The 23,792-nt window shown below is 67.9% G+C and carries 16 protein-coding genes; 4 read left to right on the top strand and 12 right to left on the bottom strand.

Annotated features, from left to right (window positions below; all coding sequences use genetic code 11):
• Positions 1-45: 45 nt before the first annotated feature.
• The 9 genes from zwf to B7R93_RS02345 all read right to left on the bottom strand — a co-directional run bounded on the left by zwf (position 46) and on the right by B7R93_RS02345 (position 11,653).
• A complete protein-coding gene (gene zwf, locus B7R93_RS02385; protein ID WP_103019261.1) occupies positions 46-1,560 on the bottom strand; it encodes a glucose-6-phosphate dehydrogenase in 1,515 nt (504 codons plus the stop codon).
• 89 nt (positions 1,561-1,649) lie between these two features.
• Positions 1,650-2,561, bottom strand: a complete 912-nt coding sequence (gnd, locus tag B7R93_RS02380) for a phosphogluconate dehydrogenase (NAD(+)-dependent, decarboxylating) (protein ID WP_103019255.1) — start codon at positions 2,559-2,561, stop codon at positions 1,650-1,652.
• A gap of 69 nt (positions 2,562-2,630) precedes the next feature.
• The gene (locus B7R93_RS02375; RefSeq protein WP_103019254.1) at positions 2,631-3,383 is read right to left on the bottom strand and encodes an HAD family hydrolase; all 753 of its coding nucleotides are present in this window, start codon (positions 3,381-3,383) and stop codon (positions 2,631-2,633) included.
• Between the two features lie 136 nt (positions 3,384-3,519).
• Entirely contained in the window at positions 3,520-6,288 is a 2,769-nt protein-coding gene (locus B7R93_RS02370) for a bifunctional transaldolase/phosoglucose isomerase (protein WP_103019253.1), read from the bottom strand.
• Between the two features lie 75 nt (positions 6,289-6,363).
• Positions 6,364-8,412, bottom strand: a complete 2,049-nt coding sequence (tkt, locus tag B7R93_RS02365; protein WP_103019252.1) for a transketolase — start codon at positions 8,410-8,412, stop codon at positions 6,364-6,366.
• A 154-nt stretch (positions 8,413-8,566) separates the two neighbouring features.
• On the bottom strand, positions 8,567-9,514 hold the full coding sequence (locus tag B7R93_RS02360; RefSeq protein ID WP_103019251.1) for an MlaD family protein: 948 nt from the start codon (positions 9,512-9,514) through the stop codon (positions 8,567-8,569).
• A gap of 60 nt (positions 9,515-9,574) precedes the next feature.
• Positions 9,575-10,309 (bottom strand): ABC transporter ATP-binding protein, encoded by a 735-nt coding sequence (locus B7R93_RS02355; protein ID WP_103019250.1) that lies wholly within the window; start codon positions 10,307-10,309, stop codon positions 9,575-9,577.
• Between the two features lie 88 nt (positions 10,310-10,397).
• On the bottom strand, positions 10,398-11,165 hold the full coding sequence (locus tag B7R93_RS02350; RefSeq protein ID WP_103019249.1) for an MlaE family ABC transporter permease: 768 nt from the start codon (positions 11,163-11,165) through the stop codon (positions 10,398-10,400).
• 68 nt (positions 11,166-11,233) lie between these two features.
• Positions 11,234-11,653: a DUF4279 domain-containing protein gene (locus tag B7R93_RS02345; RefSeq protein WP_157942159.1), complete on the bottom strand. Its 420-nt coding sequence runs from the start codon at positions 11,651-11,653 to the stop codon at positions 11,234-11,236.
• Between the two features lie 317 nt (positions 11,654-11,970).
• Between B7R93_RS02345 and B7R93_RS02340 the strand changes: the two genes are divergently transcribed.
• The 4 genes from B7R93_RS02340 (at position 11,971) to B7R93_RS02325 (ending at position 17,396) form a co-directional block, all read left to right on the top strand.
• Positions 11,971-12,195: a hypothetical protein gene (locus B7R93_RS02340; protein WP_103019247.1), complete on the top strand. Its 225-nt coding sequence runs from the start codon at positions 11,971-11,973 to the stop codon at positions 12,193-12,195.
• A 167-nt stretch (positions 12,196-12,362) separates the two neighbouring features.
• Positions 12,363-12,998: a hypothetical protein gene (locus B7R93_RS02335; protein ID WP_103019246.1), complete on the top strand. Its 636-nt coding sequence runs from the start codon at positions 12,363-12,365 to the stop codon at positions 12,996-12,998.
• Positions 12,999-13,125: 127 nt separating this feature from the next.
• Positions 13,126-16,074 carry a PEP/pyruvate-binding domain-containing protein gene (locus B7R93_RS02330; protein ID WP_103019245.1) on the top strand — a complete coding sequence of 983 codons (2,949 nt, stop codon included), beginning with the start codon at positions 13,126-13,128 and terminating at the stop codon, positions 16,072-16,074.
• 59 nt (positions 16,075-16,133) lie between these two features.
• The gene (locus tag B7R93_RS02325) at positions 16,134-17,396 is read left to right on the top strand and encodes a serine hydrolase (RefSeq protein WP_103019244.1); all 1,263 of its coding nucleotides are present in this window, start codon (positions 16,134-16,136) and stop codon (positions 17,394-17,396) included.
• Positions 17,397-17,438: 42 nt separating this feature from the next.
• On the opposite strand, the gene B7R93_RS02320 is transcribed toward B7R93_RS02325, so the two are convergent.
• The 3 genes from B7R93_RS02320 to B7R93_RS02310 form a co-directional block, all read right to left on the bottom strand.
• Entirely contained in the window at positions 17,439-18,443 is a 1,005-nt protein-coding gene (locus tag B7R93_RS02320; RefSeq protein WP_157942158.1) for a serine hydrolase, read from the bottom strand.
• Between the two features lie 161 nt (positions 18,444-18,604).
• On the bottom strand, positions 18,605-20,581 hold the full coding sequence (locus tag B7R93_RS02315; protein WP_103019242.1) for an amylo-alpha-1,6-glucosidase: 1,977 nt from the start codon (positions 20,579-20,581) through the stop codon (positions 18,605-18,607).
• Between the two features lie 172 nt (positions 20,582-20,753).
• Positions 20,754-23,396 (bottom strand): MGH1-like glycoside hydrolase domain-containing protein, encoded by a 2,643-nt coding sequence (locus B7R93_RS02310; protein WP_103019241.1) that lies wholly within the window; start codon positions 23,394-23,396, stop codon positions 20,754-20,756.
• Positions 23,397-23,792 lie beyond the last annotated feature (396 nt).

Genomic DNA, 23,792 nt, shown 5'->3' with positions numbered 1-23,792 from the left:
GAGCGTTGAGTGTTTCTGGGAAAAGGGGGAACGGGGACTGCCGATCTACGATGGGACGTCGGCCGTGGCGCGGGCCGGTTGGTCGCGGCCCGTGGAGGTCCAATTGGAAAGGAGACGGTTCACCGCGTCCGGGCCCCAGGTGCCGGCCTCGTACGGGTGCACGGGCAGGTCCTCGTCCAGGAGTGGGGCGTAGAGCTGCCACGACGCCTCCACCTCGTCCCCCCGGACGAAGAGGGTGGGGTCGCCGATGATGATGTCGCGCAGGAGTGTCTCGTAGGCGTCGGGGACGGGCCCGAAGGCGCCCTCGTACGAGAAGCTGAGCTGTTGCGTCTCCAGGGTCATGGAGCCGTCGCCGGCACTGCCAGGGGCCTTCACCTCGAATCGGAGGTCGAAGCCCTCGTCTGGCTGTAGGGTGATGAGAAGTTCGTTCGGGGGCGCCTCGCAGTTCGCAGTCTGTGGGATGCAGGGGGTGTCGTCTCCCTGGAAGAGGGACACCGGGGCGCTTTGGAAGCGGACGGCAATCTGCGTGAGCTTCCGGGGCAGCCGCTTGCCCGTGCGCAGGAAAAAAGGCACGCCCTGCCACCGCCAGTTGGCCACGTTGAGGCGCAACGCGGCAAACGTTTCGGTGTCGGAGTCCGAGGGCACGTCCGTCTCGTCACGGTATCCGGGCACCGGCTCCCCATCCACAGTACTGGCCCCGTACTGGCCGAAGACGACGTCCTCCGCCGGGTCGGGCTGCTGTACGGCGTTGAGGACCTTCACCTTCTCGTCCCGGATGGCGTCGGCGTTCATGCTGGACGGCGGCTCCATGGCCGTCAGCGTCAGGAGCTGCGTCAGGTGGTTCTGCACCATGTCGCGCACGTGCCCGGACTCGTCGTAGTACCCGCCCCGCCCGCCGACCCCGAGCGGCTCGGCCACTGTGATCTCGATCCGCTCGATGTGCTCCCGGTTCCACATCGACTCGAAGAGGGCATTCCCAAACCGGAAGGCCATCAGGTTTTGGACCGTCTCCTTGCCCAGGTAGTGGTCGATGCGATACACCTGCTCCTCGTCGAAGTGGGCGTGGACCGTCTCATTCAGGGTTCGGGCCGAGTCGAGGTCGTACCCGAACGGCTTCTCCACCACCACGCGCGTCCAGCCGGGGCTCGTGTCGAGCCCGACCGTTCCGAGGCCCTCGATGGCCGGGCCGTAAATGCTGGGCGGCAGGGACAGGTAGAAGGCACGGTTGCCCGGCAGGTCGAGGTGGCGCTCCAGTTGCTCAATGCGGTCGCGAAGGGCCCCGTAGTCGTCGCCCTCTGCCCCCAGGCACTGGTAGAAGAGATTGCGGGCGCACCACGCCGAGACCGTCTCTTCCGAGTGTCCCTTCTCCCGGAGGGCGTCCCGGGCGGCGTCCCGAAATTGCTCGTCGGACCAGTTGGACCGGGCCGTGCCGAGGACGTAGCAGTGCCGCGCCACGTCCGCGTCCTGCATCAGGTGGTAGAGGGCCGGGATCAGCTTCCGCTTCGTGAGGTCGCCCGTGGCCCCGAAGATGACGAACAAGTGCGGTTCAATCTGTGGCATGTTCGAGTTGCGAATTTCAAAGTCCAAATGCGGAGCAGGGGGCGAGTGTCAGGCCATTCGCCATTCGAACACGACACTCGCCACCGACCTCACTCATCCGCGTCTTTCACGTCGTGGCCGCCGAACTGGTTGCGCATGGCGGCGAGCAGCTTGTGGGTGTAGGAATCCTCCACCCGCGAGTCGAAGCGGGAGATGAGGGCGTCGGTGATGACGGGGGCCGGCACGTCGAGGTCGATGGCCTCTTTCACCGTCCAGCGGCCCTCGCCGGAGTCGTCGACCCACGGCGCAATGTCGGGCAGGTCCTGGTCCTGATCCAGCGCGCGGGCCGTGAGGTCGAGGAGCCAGGAGCGGATGACGCTGCCAAAGCGCCACGTCTCGGCCACCTGCTGGAGGTCGAGGTCGAAGTCGTCTTTGTTCTTGAGGATGTCGAAGCCCTCGGCGTAGGCCTCCATCACGCCGTACTCGATGCCATTGTGCACCATCTTGACGAAGTGGCCGGAGCCGGTGTCGCCCATGTGTCCCCAGCCCTTGTCCGGGCCGGGCGCGAGCGTCTCGAGGGCCGGGCGGAGCTGGTCGACGGCCTCGTCGGAGCCGCCCACCATCATGCTGTAGCCTTGCTCCAGGCCCCACACGCCGCCGGAGGTGCCCACGTCAACGTAGTGCAGGCCGTGCTCTTCCGCGGTCTCGCCGCGGCGGAGGGTGTCCTTGTAGTTCGAGTTGCCGCCGTCCACGAGGATGTCGCCCTCGCCCAGGAGGGGCATCAGGTCGCTGAGCGTAGCGTCCACAGCGTCGCCCGCCGGCACCATGATCCAGCAGACGCGGGGCGGGTCGAGCTGGTCGACGAGTTCGTCGAGGGCCGTTGCCCCCGCGGCGCCGTCGTTCTTAAGTTCCTCCACGGCACTCTCGTCGAGGTCGAAGCCGACGACCTCGTGGCCGTCTTGCATGAGGCGGCGACTCATGTTCGCGCCCATCTTGCCGAGTCCGATCATTCCGAGTTTCATAAGTGGAAGCAGGTTTTTGTGGAGCGTAAATGTCGAGCTAGAGGAGCCCCGAGGCGCCGCCTCCGGGGGCTATTTCGATAAGGCAGGCTCTTCCAGAAGGGTATCGACGGTGTTGAGGAGGTCGTTCGGGTCCGTCACGATCCAGCGGTCGTCGAGGGAAGATTCCGCCTGGAGCCGGGCCTCCGTGAACGGCGTCCCGAACGCGATACAGTGGAGTCCGGCCGCGAGGGCGGCCTCGGTGCCGGTGGGCGAGTCCTCGATGGCGAGGATGCGCTCGGGGGCCACGCCGAGCTCCACGGCACACATCCGGTAGATCTCGGGGTGTGGCTTGGTGCGCGCCACGTCGTCGGCCGTGGCCACGAAATCGAACGTGTCGTCGTGGCCGAGAACGTCGAGCACATGGCAGGCCTGTGTGCGGCGTGAAGTGGTGGCGAGGGCGACGGCGCACTGGTTCTCGCGGGCCCGCTCCAGGAGCGCGAGCGAGTGAGGCCACCGGTTCTCGCGGAGCACGTCGGGGTCTCCCACGAGGTCGTGGTAGTAGCCGAGCCGCACCTGCACGAAGGCCTGCCACGGCGCGTCTACGCCGATCTCCGTCATGTGCTCGGCGGACACCGCCTCCAGGCCGGAGCGCTCCATGAGCGTGGTGGCCACCACCTGGCGCGACTCGCCGACGACGTCCTTGTACGCCTCCATCACGTCGTCTTCGGTCACGTCCTCGGGGCAGAGCGCCACGGCGGCCTTCGCGTACGAGCGGGCCTTCAGCCGTTCGGTCTGGACGAGCGTGCCGTCGAGGTCGAAAACGAAAGCGTTGATGTCGGGCATCGTGTCTTGAGGGCTTCGTCAACCGAGGCCGCCGGAACGGAGGCAAATTCGCTTCGTGGGGGGAACGTGATGCGTGAGGAGCGATGCGTGAGGCGTTTGGAGGAGATAGTCACATCACGACATCACATTTTGCGCGTCATGCAAGCTGCGCCTCAATCGCCTCAACAACCCGACCAAGTTCTGAGGAGTTGACCCGCACCCGCAGCACGGTGCGGTCCGCTTCTCGGAGCGCCTGGTAGTCGCCGGTGGACTGGGCCGCGATCAGCTCCTTGAACGTGTAGTCGGTTTCCGGGACGGGCCCGTTCGCGGACGGGGTGTCCACGAGCTGCAGGAAGAGGCCGTTCGGCGGGCCGCCCTTGTGCAGCTGGCCGGTGGAGTGAAGGAAGCGGGGGCCGTAGCCGAGCGTGGTGGCGAGGCCGGTCTGGTCCCGGAGCGTGGTGACGAGCTCGTCCAGCGCCGCCGTGGTCTCGTTGGTCGGGGCCAGGTAGGCCTGCACGCCGAGGTAGCTCGTCGCGTCGGCCGCGCCGAGCCACTCGCCCAGCTCCTTCTCCAGGGCCCCTGTGTCGTCGGCGGCGATGGTGCGCGTCTCGCCGCCGGTCCCATTCTCGGACTGCATGGCTTCCTTCGCGAGGCGCTTCGCGGCCTCCACGTTCGGCTGGTTGAAGGGGTGGATCCCCAGCACCGCCCCGGCCGACGCGACGCCCATCTCCCAGCGGTACATCTCGCGGGCCAGGTCGTAGCGGTCGTCGAGGCGGACGCGGAGGACCGGGTGCCCGGCGTCCTTGAGCGCATCGAGCTTTCCAATCGTGGCCCGGTCCTGCTCCCCGTCGAGGTAGAAATGGACGAAGACGCGGTCGTCGCCGTACGCATCGGGGCCCGCCAGCGGCTCGTCGGCAACCGGTACGATGCCGGTGTCGTCCTTCCCGGTGCTCTCGGCGATGAGCTGCTCCTGCCACGCCGGGAAGCTGTCGAGCGTCGGCGAGGTGACGAACGTGACCTTGTCACGCCCGGCCTCGGCCAGCTCGCCCAGTGCGGCGCCCAGCTCCAGCCCGGCGTTGTTCGGCGCCTCCACGCAGAAGGCCGAGGCCTCCTCGGCCGTCCAGGCCCGATCGAGCAGCCGCTGTAGGTCGATGCCCATCAGGGCCGCCGGCACAAGGCCGAAGGGCGTGAGGGCCGAGTAGCGCCCGCCCACGTCCGGGGGGGCGAGGAAGACGGCCCGGAAGTCGCGCTCCCGCGCGAGGTCCTCCAGGTTTGACCCCGGATCGGTGTTCGCCACGAAGTGGTCCCCCGGCGTGTCGGTGACGCCCGAGACCCGGTCCCAGAAGTAGCGGAAAAAGGAGAGCGTCTCGGTCGTGGTGCCGGACTTGCTGGCGACGACGAAGAGCGTCCGCTCCAGGTCGAGGTCGCCGGCCAGGGCCTCGACGGCGTCCGGGTGCGTGCTGTCGAGCACAGTGAGGTCCGGATAGCCGTCTGCCGGCTCGAACACCTGGCCGAACACGTCCGGGGCCAGGCTGGAGCCGCCCATGCCGAGCACCACCACGTCGTCGACGTCGCCCGTCACCGAGTCGGCAAAGGCCGTAATGTTATCGGCCTCCTCCTGCATCGACTCGGGAAGGTCGAGCCAGCCCAGACGGTTGGTGAGCTCCGGCGTGTCTTCATCGGCCCAGAGCGTCGGGTCGCGGCGCCACATCCGGCACGCGAAGTCGTCGTTCTGCCACGTCTGAAGGCGCTGGACCACGCGGTCCTCGTGGCCGCTGAGGTCGAACGAGACGGAATCGGGCGAGTCCCCAACGATGGCCTCGCGCTTCTTCTCAAGTGTCTCCATGAGGTCGTCGAAGGGGTCGACGAACTTCTTCACGCCCCGCTCCTGCAGCGTCTCCGTCACGTCGTCGAGATCGATGCCGATGTCGCCCAGCCGCCGCAGGACCTCCTCGTCCCGGTCCCGGTCGGCCGTCACCGTCTGGCCGGCGACGGTGCCGTGGTCGCGGAACGCGTCGAGCGTGTCGGGCGGGATCGTGTTGACCGTCTGCTCCCCGATCAGCGTCTCCACGTACAGCACGTCCGAGCGGGTCGGGTCCTTGGTGCTGGTCGACGCCCAGAGCGGCCGCTGCACGAAGGCGCCCTGTTCGCGGAGGTCGGCAAAGGCGTCGCCGTGGAAGATCTCCTCGAAGCGCTGGTAGGCCTTCCTGGCGTTGGCGATGGCCACGTCGCTGCCGTTGAAGTCCACCTCGTCGGTCAGGCCTCGGTCCTTGAGGCGGTGGTCGACCTCCCGCGCCACGCGGCTCACGAAGAGGGAGGCCACCGAGACGATGCCGCTCGGGTCGTCGGCCCGGCGGAGGCCGCGCAGGTAGGCCTGGGCCACCTTCTCGTAGTGACCCAGCGAGAACATGAGGGTGACGTTCACATTGATCCCCTCGCTCAACAGCTGCTCGATGGCGGGGATGCCAGCGTCGGTGGCCGGCACCTTGATCATGAGGTTGGGCCGGTCGACCGTGTCCCAGAGCCGACGCGCCTCCTCGATGGTGCCCTCGGTGTCGTGAGCGAGGTGCGGGGAGACCTCCAGGCTCACGACGCCGTCGACGCCGGTCTCGTCGTAGACCGGGCGCAGGGTGTCGGCGGCGCGGCGGATGTCTTCGATGGCCAGGCGCTCGTAGATCTCGCCGGCGTCCATCTCCGGATCCTCCCCCAGAAAGGCCTCGATGGCCTCGTCGTACTCGTCGCTTCCGCCGATGGCCTTCTGGAAGATGGCAGGGTTGGAGGTGAGGCCGCGGAGGGCGTCCTCGTCGATGAGCCGGTCGAGCTGGCCGCTGGACATGAGGCTGCGGCGGATGTAGTCGAGCCAGAGGGACTGGCCTTCGTCGCGGGCGGCGAGGGGGGCGGCAGGGGCGGTTGTGGTATCGGGCATAGGGAGCTTGGGAGGATGCGTTGGAGCGCGTTGTGTGGAGTGGTGTGGCGGAGGCGCCAGGAGCAGAGCGCGAGGTTACGAGGCCGTTGGGGGCGCTGTGCCCTCCAGGACGTCGTGCACGGCGTCGGTGACGCGATCGACGGTAAAGCCGAGCTCCTCATAGACCTCCTCTCCGGGCCCCGAAAGGCCGAAGCGGTCGAGCCCGAGAACGGCCCCGTCGTCGCCGACGAGGTGATGCCAACCGCGCGTGACGCCGGCCTCCACGGCCACCGTGGGCGCGTCCGGCGGCAGCACGTCGTGGCGGTACGATTTGGACTGTTCCTCGAACCGCTCCATCGACGGCATCGAGACCACGCGGGTCGCCACGCTCTCGTCGCTCAGGGCCGCGGCGGCGTTTCGGGCGAGGTGTACCTCCGAGCCGGTCGCCACGAGGATAACGTCCGGGGTGCGGTCGGGGTCCTCCAAGACGTACGCGCCACGCTCGATGGCATCGTCCGGAATGCGGTGCGGGCCGAGAATGGGGAGGTCCTGCCGCGTCAGGACGAGCCCCACCGGGCCGTCGTGCTCCACGGCAAATCGCCAGGCGGCGGCCGTCTCGTTGGCGTCGGCGGGGCGGAGGACCGTATACCCGGGAATGGCGCGCATGGCCATCAGGTGTTCCACCGGCTGGTGCGTGGGGCCGTCCTCCCCGAGCGCGATCGAGTCGTGCGTGAAGACCGTGACGCGGTGCAGGCCCATCAGGGCCGACAGGCGCAGGGCCGGGCGCATGTAGTCGGAGAACGCGAAGAAGGTGGCGTCGAACGGAAGCAGGCCGCCGTGCAGGGCGATCCCGTTGGTGACGGCCCCCATCCCGTGCTCGCGGACCCCGAAGTGGATGTTGCGCCCCGACTGGAAGGAGGAAGTAGTCTCCGGGCTGCGCCCCGTCCGGTCGGCCTGGAAGGTGCCGTAGCCCTCCAGGTGCGTCTTGTTGGACGGCGCCAGGTCGGCGGAGCCGCCGACGAGCGTGCAGATGTTGGCGGCCAGTTCCTGCAGCGTCTCGCCCGAGGCGTTGCGTGTGGCGATCGGGCCGTCTTCGGGCTGAAAGGTGGGCACGTGGTCGGCCTCGTACTCGGGCACCTCTCCGTCCATCGCCCGCAGGAAGAGGCGGCACGCGTCGGGGTGGGCCTCGCGGTAGGCGTCCACCGTCTCCTCCCAGGCGGCCTGCTGCTCGGGACCGGTCCGCAGCGTGCGCCGGCAGTGCTCGTAGGCGTCTTCGGGGACGTGGAAGCGGGGCTCCGTCGGCCAGTCGAGCCGCTCTTTCGTCGCCGCCAGGTCCTCCTCCCCGAGCGGCGAGCCGTGCACGTCGGCCGTGTCCTGCTGGGGGCTGCCGTAGCCAATGTGGGTGCGGACGCAGATGAGGGACGGGCGCTCCGTGGCCTCCTGGGCCGCCTCAATAGCCACCTCGATGTCGCCGAGGTCATTTCCGTTCTCCACGTGCTGCACGTGCCAGCCCTGCGCGTCGAAGCGGGAGGCCACGCGCTCGGTGAAGGCGAGGTCCGTCTCGCCCTCGATGGAGATACAGTTCTGGTCGTAGAGGTAGATGAGCTTGCCGAGGCCGAGGTGCCCGGCCAGCGCGCCGGCCTCCGCGGAGAGGCCCTCCATCAGGTCCCCATCGCTGACGATGCCGTACGTGTAGTGGTCGACGAGCGGATGCGCGTCCGTGTTAAAAGTGTCGGCCAGGTACCGCTCGGCGAGGGCCATGCCCACGCCGTTGGCAAAGCCCTGCCCGAGGGGGCCGCTGGTCGTCTCGACGCCGGGCGTGTGGCCGTACTCTGGGTGGCCGGGCGTCTTGCTGTGCAGCTGCCGGAAGTTCTTGAGCGCCTCCCGCGGCAGGTCGTAGCCGTAGAGGTGCAGCAGTGCGTAGAGCAGCGCCGAGCCGTGGCCCGCCGACAGCACGAAGCGGTCGCGGTTGGGCCAGTCGGGACTGTTGGGGTTGTGCTTCAGAAAACGATCCCACAGCACGTACGCCATGGGTGCCGCGCCGAGCGGCATGCCGGGGTGGCCGCTGCCGGCCTCCTCGACCGCGTCGGCGGCCAGGAAGCGAAGCGTGTTGACGCAGGTTTCGTGGACGGAAGAGGAGGCCATGGCGGGGCGGAGGATTGCACCCAGGAAACCGTTCGAGGAGGGGCGACCGTGCCTCGGCTCGACGGGGCGCCCCCGACTCCGTCGATTCCGTAGTGGAGAGGGGGCGTTCGTTACAGCCCTACGGTCCCTCACCGGCCCAGGGGCGGCGGCTTGCTCAGAAAATTTCGAGGCTGATGTAGCGCCCCGGGTTCTCTTCAAAGTCTTCCAGAATGCGGTCCATCCGGAGCGAGAGGGAGTCGGCCCGGTGGTAGAGGCCTGGGTCGTCCAGGAGCCTGCCCGCGGTGCCCCGTCCCGCCCGCAGGTCCGCCAGGATCGCCTCCAGGTCCTGAGCGCCCTGTTCGAGCGACCGGGCCGTGCGGCGGGTGTAGTGCAGGGTCCGCTCTGCGTCCTCCACCGCCCGGGCCAGCGTGTCGCGGTTGAGCGTGTCGACGAGCGCCTCCAGGGTGGCGGTGGTGTGTTCGAGGTGGCCGATGGCGCGGCGCATGGGCGCACGCTCCCGCTGCACGAACGCATCGATGCCCGCCGAGGCCGAGCGGAGGTTTTCGGTCAGGCGCTGCACGTTTGGCTCCGACCCCGTGAGGACGCGCTGCGCCTCCGACAGTGTGCCGGAGGTTTGTGCCAGTACGCTGTCGATCCGTTCGGCAATTGGCAGGGCCCGTTCCTGCAGCTCGTCGAGCGTGCCCTGCTCCACTGTGGGGAGGCGGGCCCCAGTGGCAAGGGGATCGCCCGCGTCCGCCCGATTGAGCGAAACGCTCACATCATCGAGGGCCGCGATGCCGCCGACCGACGCGGTCGTGCCCTCCCGCAGCTGCACGTCGTCCTGAATGTGCATCCGCACCCGGACGCCCGCATCTTCCGCGAGCGCAACCCGATCGACGGTGCCCACAGAGATGCCCCGCACCGTGACTGGCGTGCCGGCCGCCACGCCCTCCGCCTGCTCGAAGCGGGCGGTCAGCGTGTAGGTGCTTCCGAAGAGGGCGGTGCTCTGCAGAAATCGGACGCCCAGTACCAGGAGCCCGAGGGCCGTGACGGCGAGGACGCCCACCCGAAACTCGTTCCAGAAACGCGCCCGTTCTTTTTCGTCGCTGCGGTCTGAGCTCATGGCACGGAAGAATCGCGTCGAAAAGACAAAAAGAAGTCCTGGGGCGGCTCCGAGACGGCCTCAGAGCTGGTAGGCATTCGCCTCCAGAAAGTCGCAGAGCACGGGGTCGGTGCAGGCCCGGAGCTCCTCCACGGTGCCCACGAACCGCATCTGCCCCTCGTGCAGGAAGCCCACCTGGTCGGCGATCGAGAGCACCGAGTGCATGTCGTGCGTCACCATCACCCCCATGCGGCAGAGCGTGCGGGAGAGCTGCTTGATGAGGGCATCGATCACGCTCGAGGTCTCCGGGTCCAGGCCGCTGCTGGGCTCGTCGTAGAACAGGTACTGGGGCTTCCGAACGATGGCGCGGGCCAGGGCCACCCGCTTGACCTGCCCACCGGAAAGCGACGCGGGCGTCTGATCGGCCGCAGCCCGGAGCTCCACCCGCTCCAGCTCCTCCATCACTCGGGCTTCGATTTCGGACTCGGGCTGGTCGGTGTGGAGCCGGAGCGGAAGGGACACGTTGTCGTAGACCGTCATCGAGTCGAACAGGGCCCCGCCCTGAAAGAGCATGCCGAAGCGCGTACGGACTGTTTCCAGCTCGTCGTCCGACAGCGTGGCCAGGTCCGTGTCCCCGACGCGCACGTGGCCCTGATCAGGTTGCAGCAGGCCCACCAGGTGACGGAGCAGCACGCTCTTGCCCGAGCCCGAGTGGCCGACGATCGCGAAGAGATTGCACTCGTCGATTTCGAAGTCGACCCCCTCTAGCACGGGCGTTCCGTCAAACCCTTTGTGGACGTTTTCGACCTCGATCATGGCACGTGGGCGTCGGAGCAGAGGGGCGCGATGGGGGAGCAGCGCGATGGGACGCGCAGGGCGAACGGCTTGTCAAAGCATGAGCTCGTCAAAGCATGAGGAGGGCGAGCAGGTAGTCGGCCACCAGCACGAACATGCACGTTGTTACGGCGGCCCGGGTGGCGCTCCGTCCCACTCCCTGGGCCCCGCCCTCGGTGTAGAAGCCGACGTAGCAGGCGATGGCGGTAATCAAGAACCCGAAGACGACGGCCTTCACCAGGCCGTAGACCGCCATGAACCCCGTAAAGAACGACCGGGCGCCGGACAAGAACTCCGCGGGCGTGACGGTGCCGGACGTGGCGGCCACCCCAAACCCGGCCGCCCCGCCCACTACGCTCGCGACGATGTACAGGAACGGAAACGTGATCACGCCGGCCAGCACCCGGGGCCAGACCAGATAGCCCGATGCGCTGATGCCCATCACGCTGAGCGCGTCGATCTGGCCGTTCGTGCGCATCGAGCCCAGCTCCGCCGCGATCCGGGCGCTCACGCGGCCCGCCAGGATGAATGCCGTAATAAGTGCCCCGAACTCCAGAATGACGGACGGCACCACGATGGCGCCCACCGTGCTTTCCGGAATGAGTGGGTAGCGCATTTGGTAGATCGTCTGCTCGGTCGTCACGCCCCCCGTGAACGCCGCGGCGATGGCGACGATGGGCAGCGACTCTACGCCGACCTGCTTCATCTCCCGGGCCAGGTTCTGCCGGTAGGTGGGGCCGTCGTAGATGGGGCTTCCGAATGCCTCTCCCAGCAGCCTCACGAACCGCCCGACGTGTTGGAACAGCGTCACCACTTTGCTTGCGAGGGCGCTGATCATAGAAGCTGTGAGAATGACTGAGGGGCGGGGCGGTTGGGAACGGGCCGGCACGGCGGTGGAGGGGCTGCTCAGGTAAACACCACCGAGACCTCCAACGGCACTGAGAGCGCCTGCACGATGTTGAGCGCGTCGGGCTGCACCTCGAAGCCACACTCGTCACAATCGCTGCGGTAGCCACAGAAGAGGTCGACGTCTACGCCCTCTTCCGCGGCAAGTCCCCGAAAGTAGTCCTGGTGGGGCTCTACCCGGGTCCACAGCCACTCCAGGTGCTCACCGAGGGCCGTGTCCGGGGGCAGGGGCGACTCCAGGGCCCAGAGGTCCTTCGGCCAGGGCTGCCCGAACAAGCCCGGCTCGCCGTGCTCGTGCTGATGGGTCGCCGTCAGCCCCGTAACCTGTTCGATCTCGTCGTGCCGCTCCGCGGCGCACATGACCCGGAGCGTGGCCGAAAATCCGATGTGCGTCGTGTTGCTCGTTGAATGGGGCGGCATGGGGGTGAATGGGGGAGGGGCTGTAGACGAAACCGTCGGCGTCATGGGGGCGGCTCGTCGCGGCCCCCTGCTCAAAGCGCGGCGATCCTTGCGTCTTGGGACGATCGGGGGCGTTACACCTGACGTCGGCATCTCACTTCAGGACGTGCCCGACTGGGAGGCCGCGGCCCACTGTTGGGCAAGGCGACCTGAAACGCCGTGAGGATGTGTGACACGCATCGGTAGCCAACAGTCCCGACGACTTTCCCCCGCCTGTGCCTTGACCCGTGGCAGAATGGCCACGGCCGCCCGTCCCCCGCACCCGTCTCCTTGCTCCCGTGACCGACCAATTGCAGCAGGCACGCCGTCATCACCGCCACGCGCTTCGGGCACTGCGCGAGGGGTGCTACGATTCGCTCAGTCCCGGCACGCGCGATCGCCTCGTCCAGCGCCTCAAGACCGGGCTCGTGGCCCTCAACCAGACGCTCGATGAGGAGGCCGCCGTCCAGGCAGAGCCTTCCGGGGACGGTGCCGAAGAGCCGATCGACTGTCTCGAGACGTGAGGGGGGATCGCTTGGGCGACCGTCTCGTGTTGGAAAATCGTCTCGGTTCCGGGCCGAGGGCAGCCTCCCGCACGGATTCGTAGGGTCGCCGAGGCCCCGAACCTGTGCGTCGTGTACGGTTACGTGTCGACAGCGTGCGTTCCGGTTGCCCCGCGGCCCCCGTTTTCATGTCTCAACTCGAATACCTGATCGCCCTCGTTTCGATCATCGTCGGCCTCGGGCTCACGGATCTGGCCCGGAGCCTCCGCGAGCTCGTGCGGCCCAGCCGGACGGTGCACTGGCACTGGCTTCCCCTGGCCTGGGCGGCCATCGCCTTTCTGGTAATCGTGCAGATCTGGTGGCAGTCGTTCCGGTTTCTCCAAAAGGAGGCGCTGGCGCACGCCGCCGTCTTCACGCCCGTGCTGCTGGGGTTTCTGCTCCTGTACCTGATCTGCGCGTTTGCCCTCCCGGACCCGGACCGGACGCGTCTGGGAACCGATCGGGGCCGGACAAGCGACTCGCAGGCGGCTCTCGACCTGGAGGCTTTTTACTTCTCGGCGGCCCACCGCCGGTGGTTCTTCGGGGCGTTCATTGGGCTGCTGGTCGCCAGCCAGCTGTTCAGCGGGGCCGCGTGGGCCGTGCAGGACACCCAGATCGTTGAAACTGCGCGCCTGGTACAAAATATCGCTGTAAACGTGGGGCTCGCGTCTCTCCTGGGGGGGCTAATCATCACCGACCGGCGGTGGGTGCACGGCAGCGCTGCCCTCCTGGTAATGGGTGCCGTGGTGTATACGCTCGTCGTGGGAATGTCGACGATCGGTTGACGCCTCTTCCCGGAGGGCGCTTCTCCCGAATTCGAAGGCCTCCGGGCGAACGAAACGTTCTGGCCCTCCGGAGCACACATCCGACCCTTCGTTGGTTCTACACCACGGACATCCTGCTCCCGGCACTGTGAATGACGGCTCCCTTCTCCTTCCACCGCAGATTCTTCTCGTCGTAGGCCTTCTGGTTGGAGCTCCTGTTTCGGCCACGGCCCAGTCGCCGTCCGCCGATGTCGCTCCCGCGTCGACCGAGCGCATCGAGGCCCTTGTTGCGTCCTGGAAGGAGGACCGCCGCGGGCCGTACGCCGGCATCCGGTGGTTCTGCCCGGACGGCAGCGTCATTCCAGCGCGGGAGCGCTGCGACACGCCCGGCGGCCTCCAGCACGCGATGCTGAAGCCGGAGGCGAAGGCCCTGCAGACGCGACACGGGCTGTACCTCGGGCAGATTTTGGCGGGGACCGACACGGACGCCTTCTGGGATGCAGGCGACCGGCACAGCCGTCTCAAGCAGTATCAGCTCGGCCGGTACCTCTACGCCGTCGACGACGGGTGGATTTTGCGCCGCGCCCAGTACTACCGCGGGGCGTTCCAGGCAGAAGACGAGGCGGAATGGGGGCGCTCGTTTCTCCGGCACATGCTCCGCGACGAGGACCGGGTCCGCTCGCACTTCTATCTCCTGCGCCAGGCCGTCCGCGACCTTCCGCAGGGGGGTGCCGGCAACGTGCAGCAGCGCATCCGCGCCACCTCGGAGGCCATTGCCGACTCCCTGTCGGCGTTCATGCCCCTCCGCGTGAGAATTCACGGCCAGCCCGACTCGTCGGTGCTCGGCCGGGTTCGTGACTTTCGACGAGCCCGCGAAGATACCCTTTCGGACGAGCTTCTTTCCGAGCTGACCCAACTGGAGCGTGACCTCACCGCCGTCTACGCCTCCGACGGGGCCGATCGGTTGGAGTCTCACGTCGCGTCGCTGCCTGCCGACCACGCCCTCACGGACGCGGCCCGCTCCCTGGTGTCGGACTGGCCGTCGCTGGCGGCCGACGAGCGCGTGCAGCGGGGCAGCCGGCTGCTCCTCCGTCTACGACGCGGTCTCCCAACCCTCGACCCCGACTACCGACGCACGGCCCTGGCCCTTTCCGTATCTCTCGAAACCGAGCTGCTCCGCCGCGCCGCCGCTTGGACCCCCGACCGGCATCGCGGCCTGCTCGAGAAAGGAGCGGCGCTCGCCCGGGCCGCGGCCGGCGCCGGGCACCTTGAGCTGTGGGAGTGGGAACGGGTCTCCGACCGCCTGGCCCTCCCGGCGGCGTCTACGGTTTCTCGATCCGACTTTGACCGCTGGGTCGATGCACTCCGGCGCGTGGCGGAGTGGGGCACCGCCATGACGACGGCCCACTACCAGCACGTCGTGAACCGCTACGCGGCCTTCGAGCCGGCGGCCCGGGGCTTCATCGACGATCGGATCCGCAACTCGGTGCTGCTTCCCCTTGGGCGGGTGGCGGGCACGCTGGGTCGCCTCCAGGCACGCGTGGCCGGGCGCGAGCATCGCCTCCTCGACCTCGACGACACCGGGCGCGTCCGGGGCCTCACCGCCGGGGTCGCCGCCGGCACCCTGCACGTCGTCACCGAGTTGCCCCCCGCGACCGATCTCGACGAGGATGATCTGTACGTCCTGGAGCACGTGCCCCCCGACCTCTCGCCGGTGGCCGGGCTCTTGACGTCGAGCGGCGGCAATGCGGTCTCGCACGTGCAGCTCCTGGCCCGCAACCTCGGCATTCCCACCGCGGCGATCACCGCCGATCAGATCGAGGCCCTGACACGCTACGACGGCACCCGCGTCTTCCTCGCCGTGTCGCCGGAGGGAACGGTCCGCATGGTGCCGGCCGAGCGCATGACCGAGATCGAGCGCCGCCTCGTCGCCCCCGCGTCCGCCGACACCCTGATCACGGTGGAGACCGAGGCGATGGAGCTGGCCGAGACGGATCTCCGCCCACTCCGAGACCTCCGGGCCTCCGATGGGGGGCGCATCGTGGGCCCAAAGGCGGCCAACCTCGGCCAGCTCAACGCCCTCTTCCCCGACCACGTCTCGCCGGGCCTCGCGATTCCCTTCGGCGTCTTCCGCGCCCACATGAATCAGCCGATGCCCGGGACCAACGGGTCGTACTGGGACTACCTGACGGCGACCTTCGAAACGGCCCCGGCGGGCCGGGGGGATCCGCCTCTCCGGGTGCGACGCCGGCTCGACACGCTGCGGATGGCCATCCGCGACATGCCCCTGCGGGACGACTTCCGGGCCGCACTGACCCGCACGTTCCGCGATGTGTTCGGCGGGCCGATGGGAGAGGTGGGCGTCTTCGTCCGCAGCGACACCAACATGGAGGACCTGCCCACCTTTACCGGGGCCGGCCTCAACCTAACGAGGCCCAACGTGGTCGATTCGAGTGCGATTTTCGACGCCGTCCGGCAGGTTTGGGCCTCCCCCTATACCGAGCGCAGCTACCGATGGCGGCAGCGCGTCCTCAAAAATCCGGAGCATGTCTACCCGTCTGTGCTCCTCTCCGAGAGCGTCAACGCGGACAAGTCCGGCGTCCTTATTACGACGGGCGTGTCGGAGGGCGGTCCCGAGGCCCTCACTCTTTCCTTTAGTCGAGGGGTGGCGGGGGCCGTAAAGGGTGAGGCAACTGAAATGACGCTGGTGCGCCCCCGCGAGAACGACAGCGACGACGCACACGATGCCGCCCTGCTCTCGCCGCTTCGCACCCCCACCATTACGGTACTCCCGCCGGAGGGCGGGGTCGAGACGAGGGCCACCTCGTTCCACCGACCAGTATTGACAGCGGCCAATCGGGAGCGCCTGCGCCGCCTGGCTCAGACCCTGCGCGACCGCCTCCCCTCCGTGCCGGGCGTCGCCTCCGAGGGGCCGTACGACGTGGAGCTGGGCTTCCGCGACGGCACGCTCTGGCTCTTTCAGGTCCGTCCCTTTGTGGAGGCCGGCCCGGGCAAGGCTCGATCCTACTACCGAACGCTCGACGCGCAGGCCGAGCCGCGCCCGACCGTCGACCTCACGGCCCCGCGGCCCCGCTGACGAGAGTGGAGTCGTCGGGCTCACACGAAACGCCACGAATCAAATCCATGAGCTGTGTCATGCGCCGTTCGCTGATTGTCGCCCTCTGTGCCGGGCTCGTTGCGTTCCTCGCCGCGTTCCACCTCCCGTACCCGATTGACGGGTACGACCTCACCGGCATCCGCCGCCTGCTGTACCTGGAGCGAGTGCAGAACGGCGAGCTGGAGGGCGACCTGCCGCCCGAGGGCGCCCGCAAGTCACTGATGGACATCCAACTGCATCTCCCCGGGGCGGACTCCCTCGACACCGTTCCGGCGCCCGACCCGGCCCTGCAGCGGCGTCTGGAGCGGCTCTTTGCCGATCGGGACGACAGCTACGGCATCACGGTTTTCGACATCACGCCCGGCGCCCCGGCCCGCTACGCCGAGCTCCGCCCCACCAATCGCTACCAGCCCGGCAGCGTCGGCAAGCTCGCCATCGCCACTGGCTTCTTCGCGGAGCTGAGGCGCCGCTACCCGGACCGCCCCGAACGGCGACGGGCGCTGCTCAAAGAGCACACGGTCCAGGCCGGCCAGTGGATCGTGTCCGACCACCACACCATCCCTCTTTTCGACCCGGAGACCAACGAATACACCCGGCGTCAGCCACGGCCCTCGGACGTCTTTTCGCTCTACGAGTGGGTCGACTTTATGCTCTCGCCGAGCTCCAACGCGGCGGCCAGTGTGGTGTGGAAGGAGGCAACCCTCATGCGGGCCTTCGGCGACGAGTATCCGGCGTCCGAGGAGCGGGAGCAGCAGTTTCTGGAGTCGACCCCGGCGGACTCGCTCGGCCGGATTGCGCACCGCGTCGTCCACAAGCCGCTCGACGCCGCCGGCATTCCGGAGCGCATGTGGCGGCTGGGCAGCTTCTTTACGCACACGGCCAGTCGCCGCATCGACGTCCCGGGGGGCAGCATCGGCACCCCGCAGGGCCTGATGCGGTGGATGCTCCGCCTCGAACAGGGGCGGATCGTCGACCCGTGGTCGAGCCTCGAGCTGAAGCGGCTCCTCTACATGACCGGAAACCGAATCCGCTACGCCTCGGCCCCCACCCTGCGCGACGACGCCGTCTACTTCAAGTCCGGCAGCCTCTACAGCTGCGAGGAGGAGGAAGGGTTTACCTGCGAGCCCTACACCGGCAACCGGTTCAACTACATGAACTCCATCGCCATCGTCGAGACGGCCGACGGGCGCGTCTACATGGTCGCGATGATGTCGAACGTGCTTCGGGTCAACTCGGCCGTGGAGCACCAATCGCTGGCCACCTTCATCGAGCGAATCGTCGCGGACCTCCACGAGGGCTGACGGTCTTGAGGGACTTGGAGATCTGCATGGAAAGGCCAGGGCTCAGGAGTTCGAGCGAGAGGAAGAGAGGCCAAGGGCCGCTTCCGCCATCGGAAGCAGCTCGCGCACGACGCGGCCGCCCTGCGCGTCCTTCACGAGCGCGACGATTACGTAGCGGCGCTCCGGGCCCCAGACCAGGGCCGAGTCGGCGTGCCAGGTGCGCCACGAGCCGGACTTGCGGTAGATGGAGGCCTCCGGGGCACGGCGCCGGAGCACGTGGACGAATTTGTGGTCCAGGCCCGGATTGGAAAGAATCTCCAGCATCTGTGCGCTGCGCGCCCGATTGACGAGGCGTCCGGTGGCGACCATCGTGTAGAAGCGGGCCACCTGATGGACCGTGGCGGCGTGCGAGAGGCCTTCAAGCGGATCGGGCCGGCGGCGCGAGTCCGAGGAAAACCGTTTGCCCACCCAGATTCCGCCGCCCCGGTCCCGGTCGTAGAGGGACGCGGGCGCGTGCTCCAGGGCTTGGTTGACGGCCCGCAGCCCGCCCACTCGGTCAATCATGCGGGTGGCGGCGGCGTTGCTCGACACCCGAATCATCTTGTGCAGGTCGCTGCGCACCGCGGGCGACGGCCGCAGGCCTCCGTACTCCATCTGGCGAACGGCGGTGTACAAAATACCAATCTTCGGCAGGCTCGCGGCGTACAGCATGTGGTGTCCGTTCACTGCCGCGTAGTGGGGATCCGCCGGCACGGACAGGTCGACCACCCCGATTGCCAGGTTGCCCTGCTCCATCAGTTCCGTCCACTCGGATCGGCTGATCTCCTGGTGGAGCTGCTTCTGGAGCGTGCTGTCGGTACAGGCCGTGAGGGTTTGCTTCGAGAGCGGGCTCTCCGAAAGGGGAAGGGCAGAAATTGAATCCGACTCTGCCTCTGTAGAAGGTGTCTGGGGGGGAGCGGTCTCCTCCGAAAACCCACCGACACCCACCACGAGGCAAAGACCAACAAGCCAGCAGCAGCGACGGAGCACGGTCGGGACGGCGTGCTCGACGGGAGAAGCGCTTTTCACGGGGCGAATCAGTATGACGGATGTTCTACGGTCGTGCTCGGGGCGGACGCCGGTCTGTTCTTCCGCGGCCGTTCCTTCCACAGGAGGTCCAAGAAACAAAACGAGTGTTACAGGGGAGCGGTCCTGCCCTGGCGCTGGGAGGCAACCGTGGGGCCTCGTTTCTACGAAGCTGTTTGCGCCTCGTCGGTGGCGGCCCACGCCTCCAGCAGCTGCGCCACCCCCCAGGCCTGGGCCGGCGTGCCGCGGGGCGTGAAGGGGGCGTCGCCGTCAAAAATCTCGCTGATGCTCCCGACCCCGTGGCCCGCTAGGTGGCGACGCAGGGGCGCAAGGTAGGCACGGGCCGTCGCCGGGTCGTCGTGCACCCGCAGGTGCGCTTTGACGAACGGCCCGATGAGCCAGCTCCAAACGGTGCCCTGGTGGTACGCGCCGTCCCGGTGTTCGCGGCCGCCCCGATAGGCGCCAACGTAGTCCGAATCGTCGGGCGACAGGCTGCGAAGGCCGTGGGGCGTGTAGAGGCGGGCGGCACAGGTCTCGACAACGGCGCGCTGCTTCTCCGGCGAAAGGGGGCTGTACGGCAGCGACACGGCGAAGAGTTGGTTCGGGCGCAGGTGGGGCTTGTCGCCGTTCGGGCCATTGATCACGTCCTTCAGGTGGCCGCACTTCGGGGCCCAGAAGCGCCCGAACGCCGTCCGGGCCCGGTCGGCCCGTTCGCGAAAGGCATCGGCGGGCTCGCCCAGCGTCTCGGCGAAGGCCTCCAGGCTCCGCAGCGCGTTGTACCAGAGGGCGTTCACCTCCACCGGCTTCCCGATGCGGGGCGTGACGACCCAGTCGCCGACCTTCGCGTCCATCCACGTGAGCTGCACCCCCGGCTCGCCCGCCCGCAGGAGCCCGTCGTTCGGGTCCGCCTGGATGCCGTACCGCGTGCCCTCCACGTGCCATTCTACAATGTTGTGAAGGACCGGGAAGAGGTCGCGGAGCAACTCCGTGTCGCCGGTCGTGTGGACGTAGGCGCGAATGGCCTCGATGTACCAGAGCGTCGCGTCCACGGTGTTGTACTCCGGCGTGTCGCCCTGGTCGGGAAAGCGGTTCGGAATCATGCCCCGGTCCACGTGGTGAGCATAGGTGCGCAGGATCTGCTCGGCCACGTCGGGCCGCCCGGTCGTGAGCGTGAGGCCGGGGAGGGCGATCATCGTGTCGCGCCCCCAGTCGCCGAACCAGGGGTAGCCCGCGACGATGGACGTGCCGTCCGGGTCCTCCGCGGTGGGGCGGTCCACCACGAACTGGTCGGCGGCGCGGGCAAGATGTTGGATGTCGGCGGAGGCGTCGTCGAGGCCCGCCTGTGTCACCAACTGTTTATCACGATCCTGTCGACGGGCACAGGCCGCGGGGCCGTCGAGGGAGGCGTTGGGCTCGGTGCTGAACGTGAGCGTGAGCGTGTCGCCTGGGGCGAGTGGGGCCTCGACCGTGGCGGCGTGGAGCAGGTCCTCGCGGTCCGGAAGGCCCCGGTCCGCCTCCACGGCCAGCGCGTAGTCGCGGTACCAGGTGTGGGCGGGCGTGAGTTCGGCGCTGGTGCTGCGCAGAAAAATGGGCGTTGCTCCATCGTAGGCGTCAATGCGCAGGCCCTCGTCAACCGCCGACACGTTCATCTGCCAGTCGCCGGCCTGCGTGGGGGCGTGGTGGTCACGGTGGGTGACGAACGCTTTGGCCCGGAGGGTCAGTGGGGCCCGGGCCCGCCGGAGCCGATACTGCACGTACGTCGCGTTCGCACCCTCGTCCATCCACACCTGCTTTTCCAGGAGCGCATCGCCGAGCGTGTACGTCCACACCGGCACGGTGCCCTCCAGGCGGACGCGATCCAGGTGCACGATGCCGCGGGGCGCCACGGTGCCGTCGCCCCAGCGGTGGGTGGCCAGGTCGTAGTCGCGGTCGTCGTGGGTGATCGTTTCGTCGACGTGCGAGACGAGCAGGGTGCGGCCGAGGGGCGGATCGAGCGCGGCCACGAGGAGGCCGTGGTAGGCGCGGGTCCGGGGGCCGCCCACGGTGCCGGAGGCGTACCCGCCGATCCCATTCGTGACGAGCCACTCGCGGGCCTGGGCGATGTCCAGATCACTGCAACGATCACGGGCCACGTCGAGCATCTTGCGTGTGGGAGCGCTTGGGGATGGGGGCGTTTTCGTTAAGGGTTGTGGGGGGCCTTGGGGTTTTGGGGCTCCAGGGGGACAATGCCGACAGGGAAGCAACGAGGGGCGTGCGAAATGCAGAATCTCTCAAACTCGAACTCAAAGCCCCACCAACTCGCACCCCACAACATTAATCATCTTTGGAGCCGCCGCTCTGCTGGAGGAGTTTGGCCACGAGGGCGGTCCAGCCGGTCTGGTGGCTCGCGCCGAGGCCGGCCCCGTTGTCCCCGTGGAAGTACTCGTAGAAGAGCAGCTTATCCTGCCAGTGTGGGGCCTCCTGAAAGAGCTCTTCGTCGCCAAAGACCGGACGCTCGTTGTTTTCGTCTTTCCGGAAGAGGCGGGTGAGGCGGCGGGACAGGTGCCCGGCCACGTCCCACAGCGGTTGGGGCTCGTCGGCCTCCGGCATCTCCACGGTTAGGTCGTCGCCGTAGTAGTGGTCGAACTTCTGTAGCGACTCGATCATGAGGTAGTTGACCGGAAACCACACCGGGCCCCGCCAATTCGAGTTGCCGCCGAACAGGCCGCTCCGCGACTCCGCCGGCTCGTACTGCACGGAGAACTGCTGCCCGTCGGCATTGAACGTGAAGGGGGCGTCTTTGTGCTCCTTCGAGAGGGAGCGCAGGCCGTAGTCCGACAGGAACTGGTCGGGGTCCAGCATGCGGCCGAGGACCTGCCGGAGCCGGTCCTCATCGACCAGCGAGAGCAGCACGCGCGGCTTGTCGTCGTCCCCCGCATCGAGCGTGAGGTGCTCCATGAGATCGGGGCGGTTTTCGATAAACCAGTTCATGCGGCGTCGGAAGTCGGGCAGCTCCGCCAGCTGCTCCTTGTCCAGCGTCTCGACGGCAAACAGGGGAATAAGCCCCACAAACGAGCGGGTCCGGAGCGGAATCATCTCCCCGCTCGGGCAGTGGACGGTGTCGTAGTAGAACCCGTCCTCCGGGTCCCACAGGCCGGTGCCCCCGCAGGTGTCGTTGATGGAGTGGGCGATGTAGACGAAGTGCTCGAAGAATTTGGTGGCCACGTCCTCGTAGGCCGGCTTCGTCTTGGCCAGCTCCAGGGCCATTGCCAGCATGTTGAGGCAGAACATGCCCATCCAGGCGGTGCCGTCGGCCTGCTCCAGGTGTCCGCCCGTGGGCAGTTCCTGGCTGCGGTCGAAGACGCCAATGTTGTCGAGGCCGAGGAAGCCGCCCTGAAAGATGTTCTGCCCGTCGCGGTCCTTCTGGTTGACCCACCAGGTGAAGTTGAGCAGCATCTTGTGGAAGACCTTCTCCAGGAACTCGGTGTCGCCCGTGCCGCGCTGCTTGCGGTCGATCTGGTAGACGCGCCACGCGGCCCAGGCGTGGACCGGCGGGTTTACGTCGTCGAAGGCCCACTCGTAGGCGGGCAGTTGGCCACTCGGGTGCATGTACCACTCGCGGGTGAGGAGGACCATCTGCCGCTTGGCCCACTCCGCGTCGATGAGGGCGACCGGAATCATGTGAAAGGCGAGGTCCCAGGCCGCGTACCACGGGTATTCCCAGGCGTCGGGCATCGACACGACGTCTTTGTTGTTGAGGTGCTCCCACCCGCGGTTGCGCCAGCGGCCCTCCGGCGGGTCGGGCTGGGCCGGATCGCCCTCCAGCCACCGGTCCACGTCGTAGTGGTAAAACTGCTTCGACCACATGAGCCCGGCGAAGGCCTGCCGCTGGATGCGCGTCTCGTCGTCGGACAGATCGTCGCGCTGCACCGCGTCGTAGAACGCGTCGGCCTCGTCCCGCCGGTCGTCGATCAGCCGGTCGCAGTGCACGAAGGGGCGCTGTTTGCGCTCGGGGGTGAAACGGATCTCCGCCGTGCGGGCCGCGCCGGCGGGCACTTCGGTGTGGATGTGTGCGGCCGCCTTCGTGCCACGCTGCTTGGGGTGGACGGCGTCCGCGGTTCCCTCCACCACGCAATTGTTGATCCCGTCCTTGACGTAGGGGCTCGGGGTTGGTGCCCCGAAGAGGCGCTCGCGGTTCGTCTCGTTGTGGGCAAAGAGCAGGTCGACCGCCGCCCCGTCGGGGGCCTCCGCGTACCACCACCGCTCCCCGAGAGCCTCCTGTCGGAGCCGCACCTCACGGTTGTCCGTGGCCTCCATCTCCGGCCGCGGGGCGTCGTGCGTCCACGACCACGTGTTGCGAAACCAGACCTGCGGGAGGAGGTGGAGCGGCGCGGCGTCCGGGCCGCGGTTGTGGGCTGTGATGCGGCAGAGAATGTCTTCTTCGCCCGCCTTTGCGTACTCCACGAACACGTCGAAGTAGCGACCTGCTTTCAGGGCGTCGCCGATGGCGTCGACGAGCTCGTACTCCGAATCGTCCGTGCTCCGCCGCTCATTCTCGTGCACGAGGTCGGCGTACGGATACGCGACCTGCGGGTACTTGTAGAGCATCTTCGCGTACGAGTGGGTCGGCGTGGAGTCCAGGTAGTAGTAGTACTCCTTGACGTCCTCGCCGTGGTTGCCCTGCGTGCCGGTGACGCCGAAGAGGCGCTCTTTGAGGATCGGGTCCCGTTCGTTCCAGAGGCCGAGGCCGAGGCAGACGGTCTGGTCGCGGTCGCAGAATCCCGCCAGGCCGTCCTCGTTCCAGCGGTAGGCGCGGCTGCGGGCATGGTCGTGGGGAACGTGCTCCCAGGCCTCCCCGGTGGCGCTGTAGTCCTCGCGAACGGTGCCCCAGGCGCGCTCGGCGAGGTAGGGGCCCCACGTCTTCCAGTCGGCCCCAGGGGCCGCCGAGGCGTCGAGGCGGTCGTGTTCGGCGGTCATGATGCGAGGTCAGGAAGGGAAGGGAGAGACGGGACAACGGTGGGAACGGCCTGCACGAGGCATGGCAAAAACACTGGGGCGCGGATGCGCAACTGGGCTGTTCGTTGAGGGGCCTTCGGGCCCGTTACAGCGGGGAAGGACCCGTCTCGTCGGCGTCCGCCCCTTGGCCCCCGGTGGATGCGTCGGAGGGAAAGAGATGTGAGAAGAGGCGACGACCCCGGCGTAACGAAGGACCGTTGAGTAGGACAGAAGCCCGAATTGATACTCATCGATTGCTACTCATCGGATCGCGGAGCGCCTCCCGTGAAGACTCTCCCGCAATCATTCTGCCTGCTGGGCCGTGCGGACACGCCCGAGCCCCCCGGAGACGACGGGACACGGCGGTTCGCCGAAAGC

Source organism: Salinibacter altiplanensis (genome assembly GCF_002894645.1).
In the GTDB taxonomy this organism is placed as follows: Bacteria; Bacteroidota; Rhodothermia; order Rhodothermales; family Salinibacteraceae; genus Salinibacter; species Salinibacter altiplanensis.
The sequence above is the reverse complement of the archived record's forward strand: the minus strand, read 5'-3'. Positions and strand labels throughout refer to the sequence as shown.

What these genes read in the sequence shown, in the direction of transcription:
- zwf (WP_103019261.1), bottom strand. Translation starts at nt 1,560, where the DNA reads ATGCCACAGATTGAACCGCACTTGTTCGTCATCTTCGGGGCCACGGGC.
- B7R93_RS02335 (WP_103019246.1), top strand. Translation starts at nt 12,363, where the DNA reads ATGTCTCAACTCGAATACCTGATCGCCCTCGTTTCGATCATCGTCGGC.
- tkt (WP_103019252.1), bottom strand. Translation starts at nt 8,412, where the DNA reads ATGGCCTCCTCTTCCGTCCACGAAACCTGCGTCAACACGCTTCGCTTC.
- B7R93_RS02325 (WP_103019244.1), top strand. Translation starts at nt 16,134, where the DNA reads ATGCGCCGTTCGCTGATTGTCGCCCTCTGTGCCGGGCTCGTTGCGTTC.
- B7R93_RS02360 (WP_103019251.1), bottom strand. Translation starts at nt 9,514, where the DNA reads ATGAGCTCAGACCGCAGCGACGAAAAAGAACGGGCGCGTTTCTGGAAC.
- B7R93_RS02350 (WP_103019249.1), bottom strand. Translation starts at nt 11,165, where the DNA reads ATGATCAGCGCCCTCGCAAGCAAAGTGGTGACGCTGTTCCAACACGTC.
- B7R93_RS02370 (WP_103019253.1), bottom strand. Translation starts at nt 6,288, where the DNA reads ATGCCCGATACCACAACCGCCCCTGCCGCCCCCCTCGCCGCCCGCGAC.
- B7R93_RS02315 (WP_103019242.1), bottom strand. Translation starts at nt 20,581, where the DNA reads ATGCTCGACGTGGCCCGTGATCGTTGCAGTGATCTGGACATCGCCCAG.
- B7R93_RS02310 (WP_103019241.1), bottom strand. Translation starts at nt 23,396, where the DNA reads ATGACCGCCGAACACGACCGCCTCGACGCCTCGGCGGCCCCTGGGGCC.
- B7R93_RS02345 (WP_157942159.1), bottom strand. Translation starts at nt 11,653, where the DNA reads ATGCCGCCCCATTCAACGAGCAACACGACGCACATCGGATTTTCGGCC.
- gnd (WP_103019255.1), bottom strand. Translation starts at nt 2,561, where the DNA reads ATGAAACTCGGAATGATCGGACTCGGCAAGATGGGCGCGAACATGAGT.
- B7R93_RS02355 (WP_103019250.1), bottom strand. Translation starts at nt 10,309, where the DNA reads ATGATCGAGGTCGAAAACGTCCACAAAGGGTTTGACGGAACGCCCGTG.
- B7R93_RS02375 (WP_103019254.1), bottom strand. Translation starts at nt 3,383, where the DNA reads ATGCCCGACATCAACGCTTTCGTTTTCGACCTCGACGGCACGCTCGTC.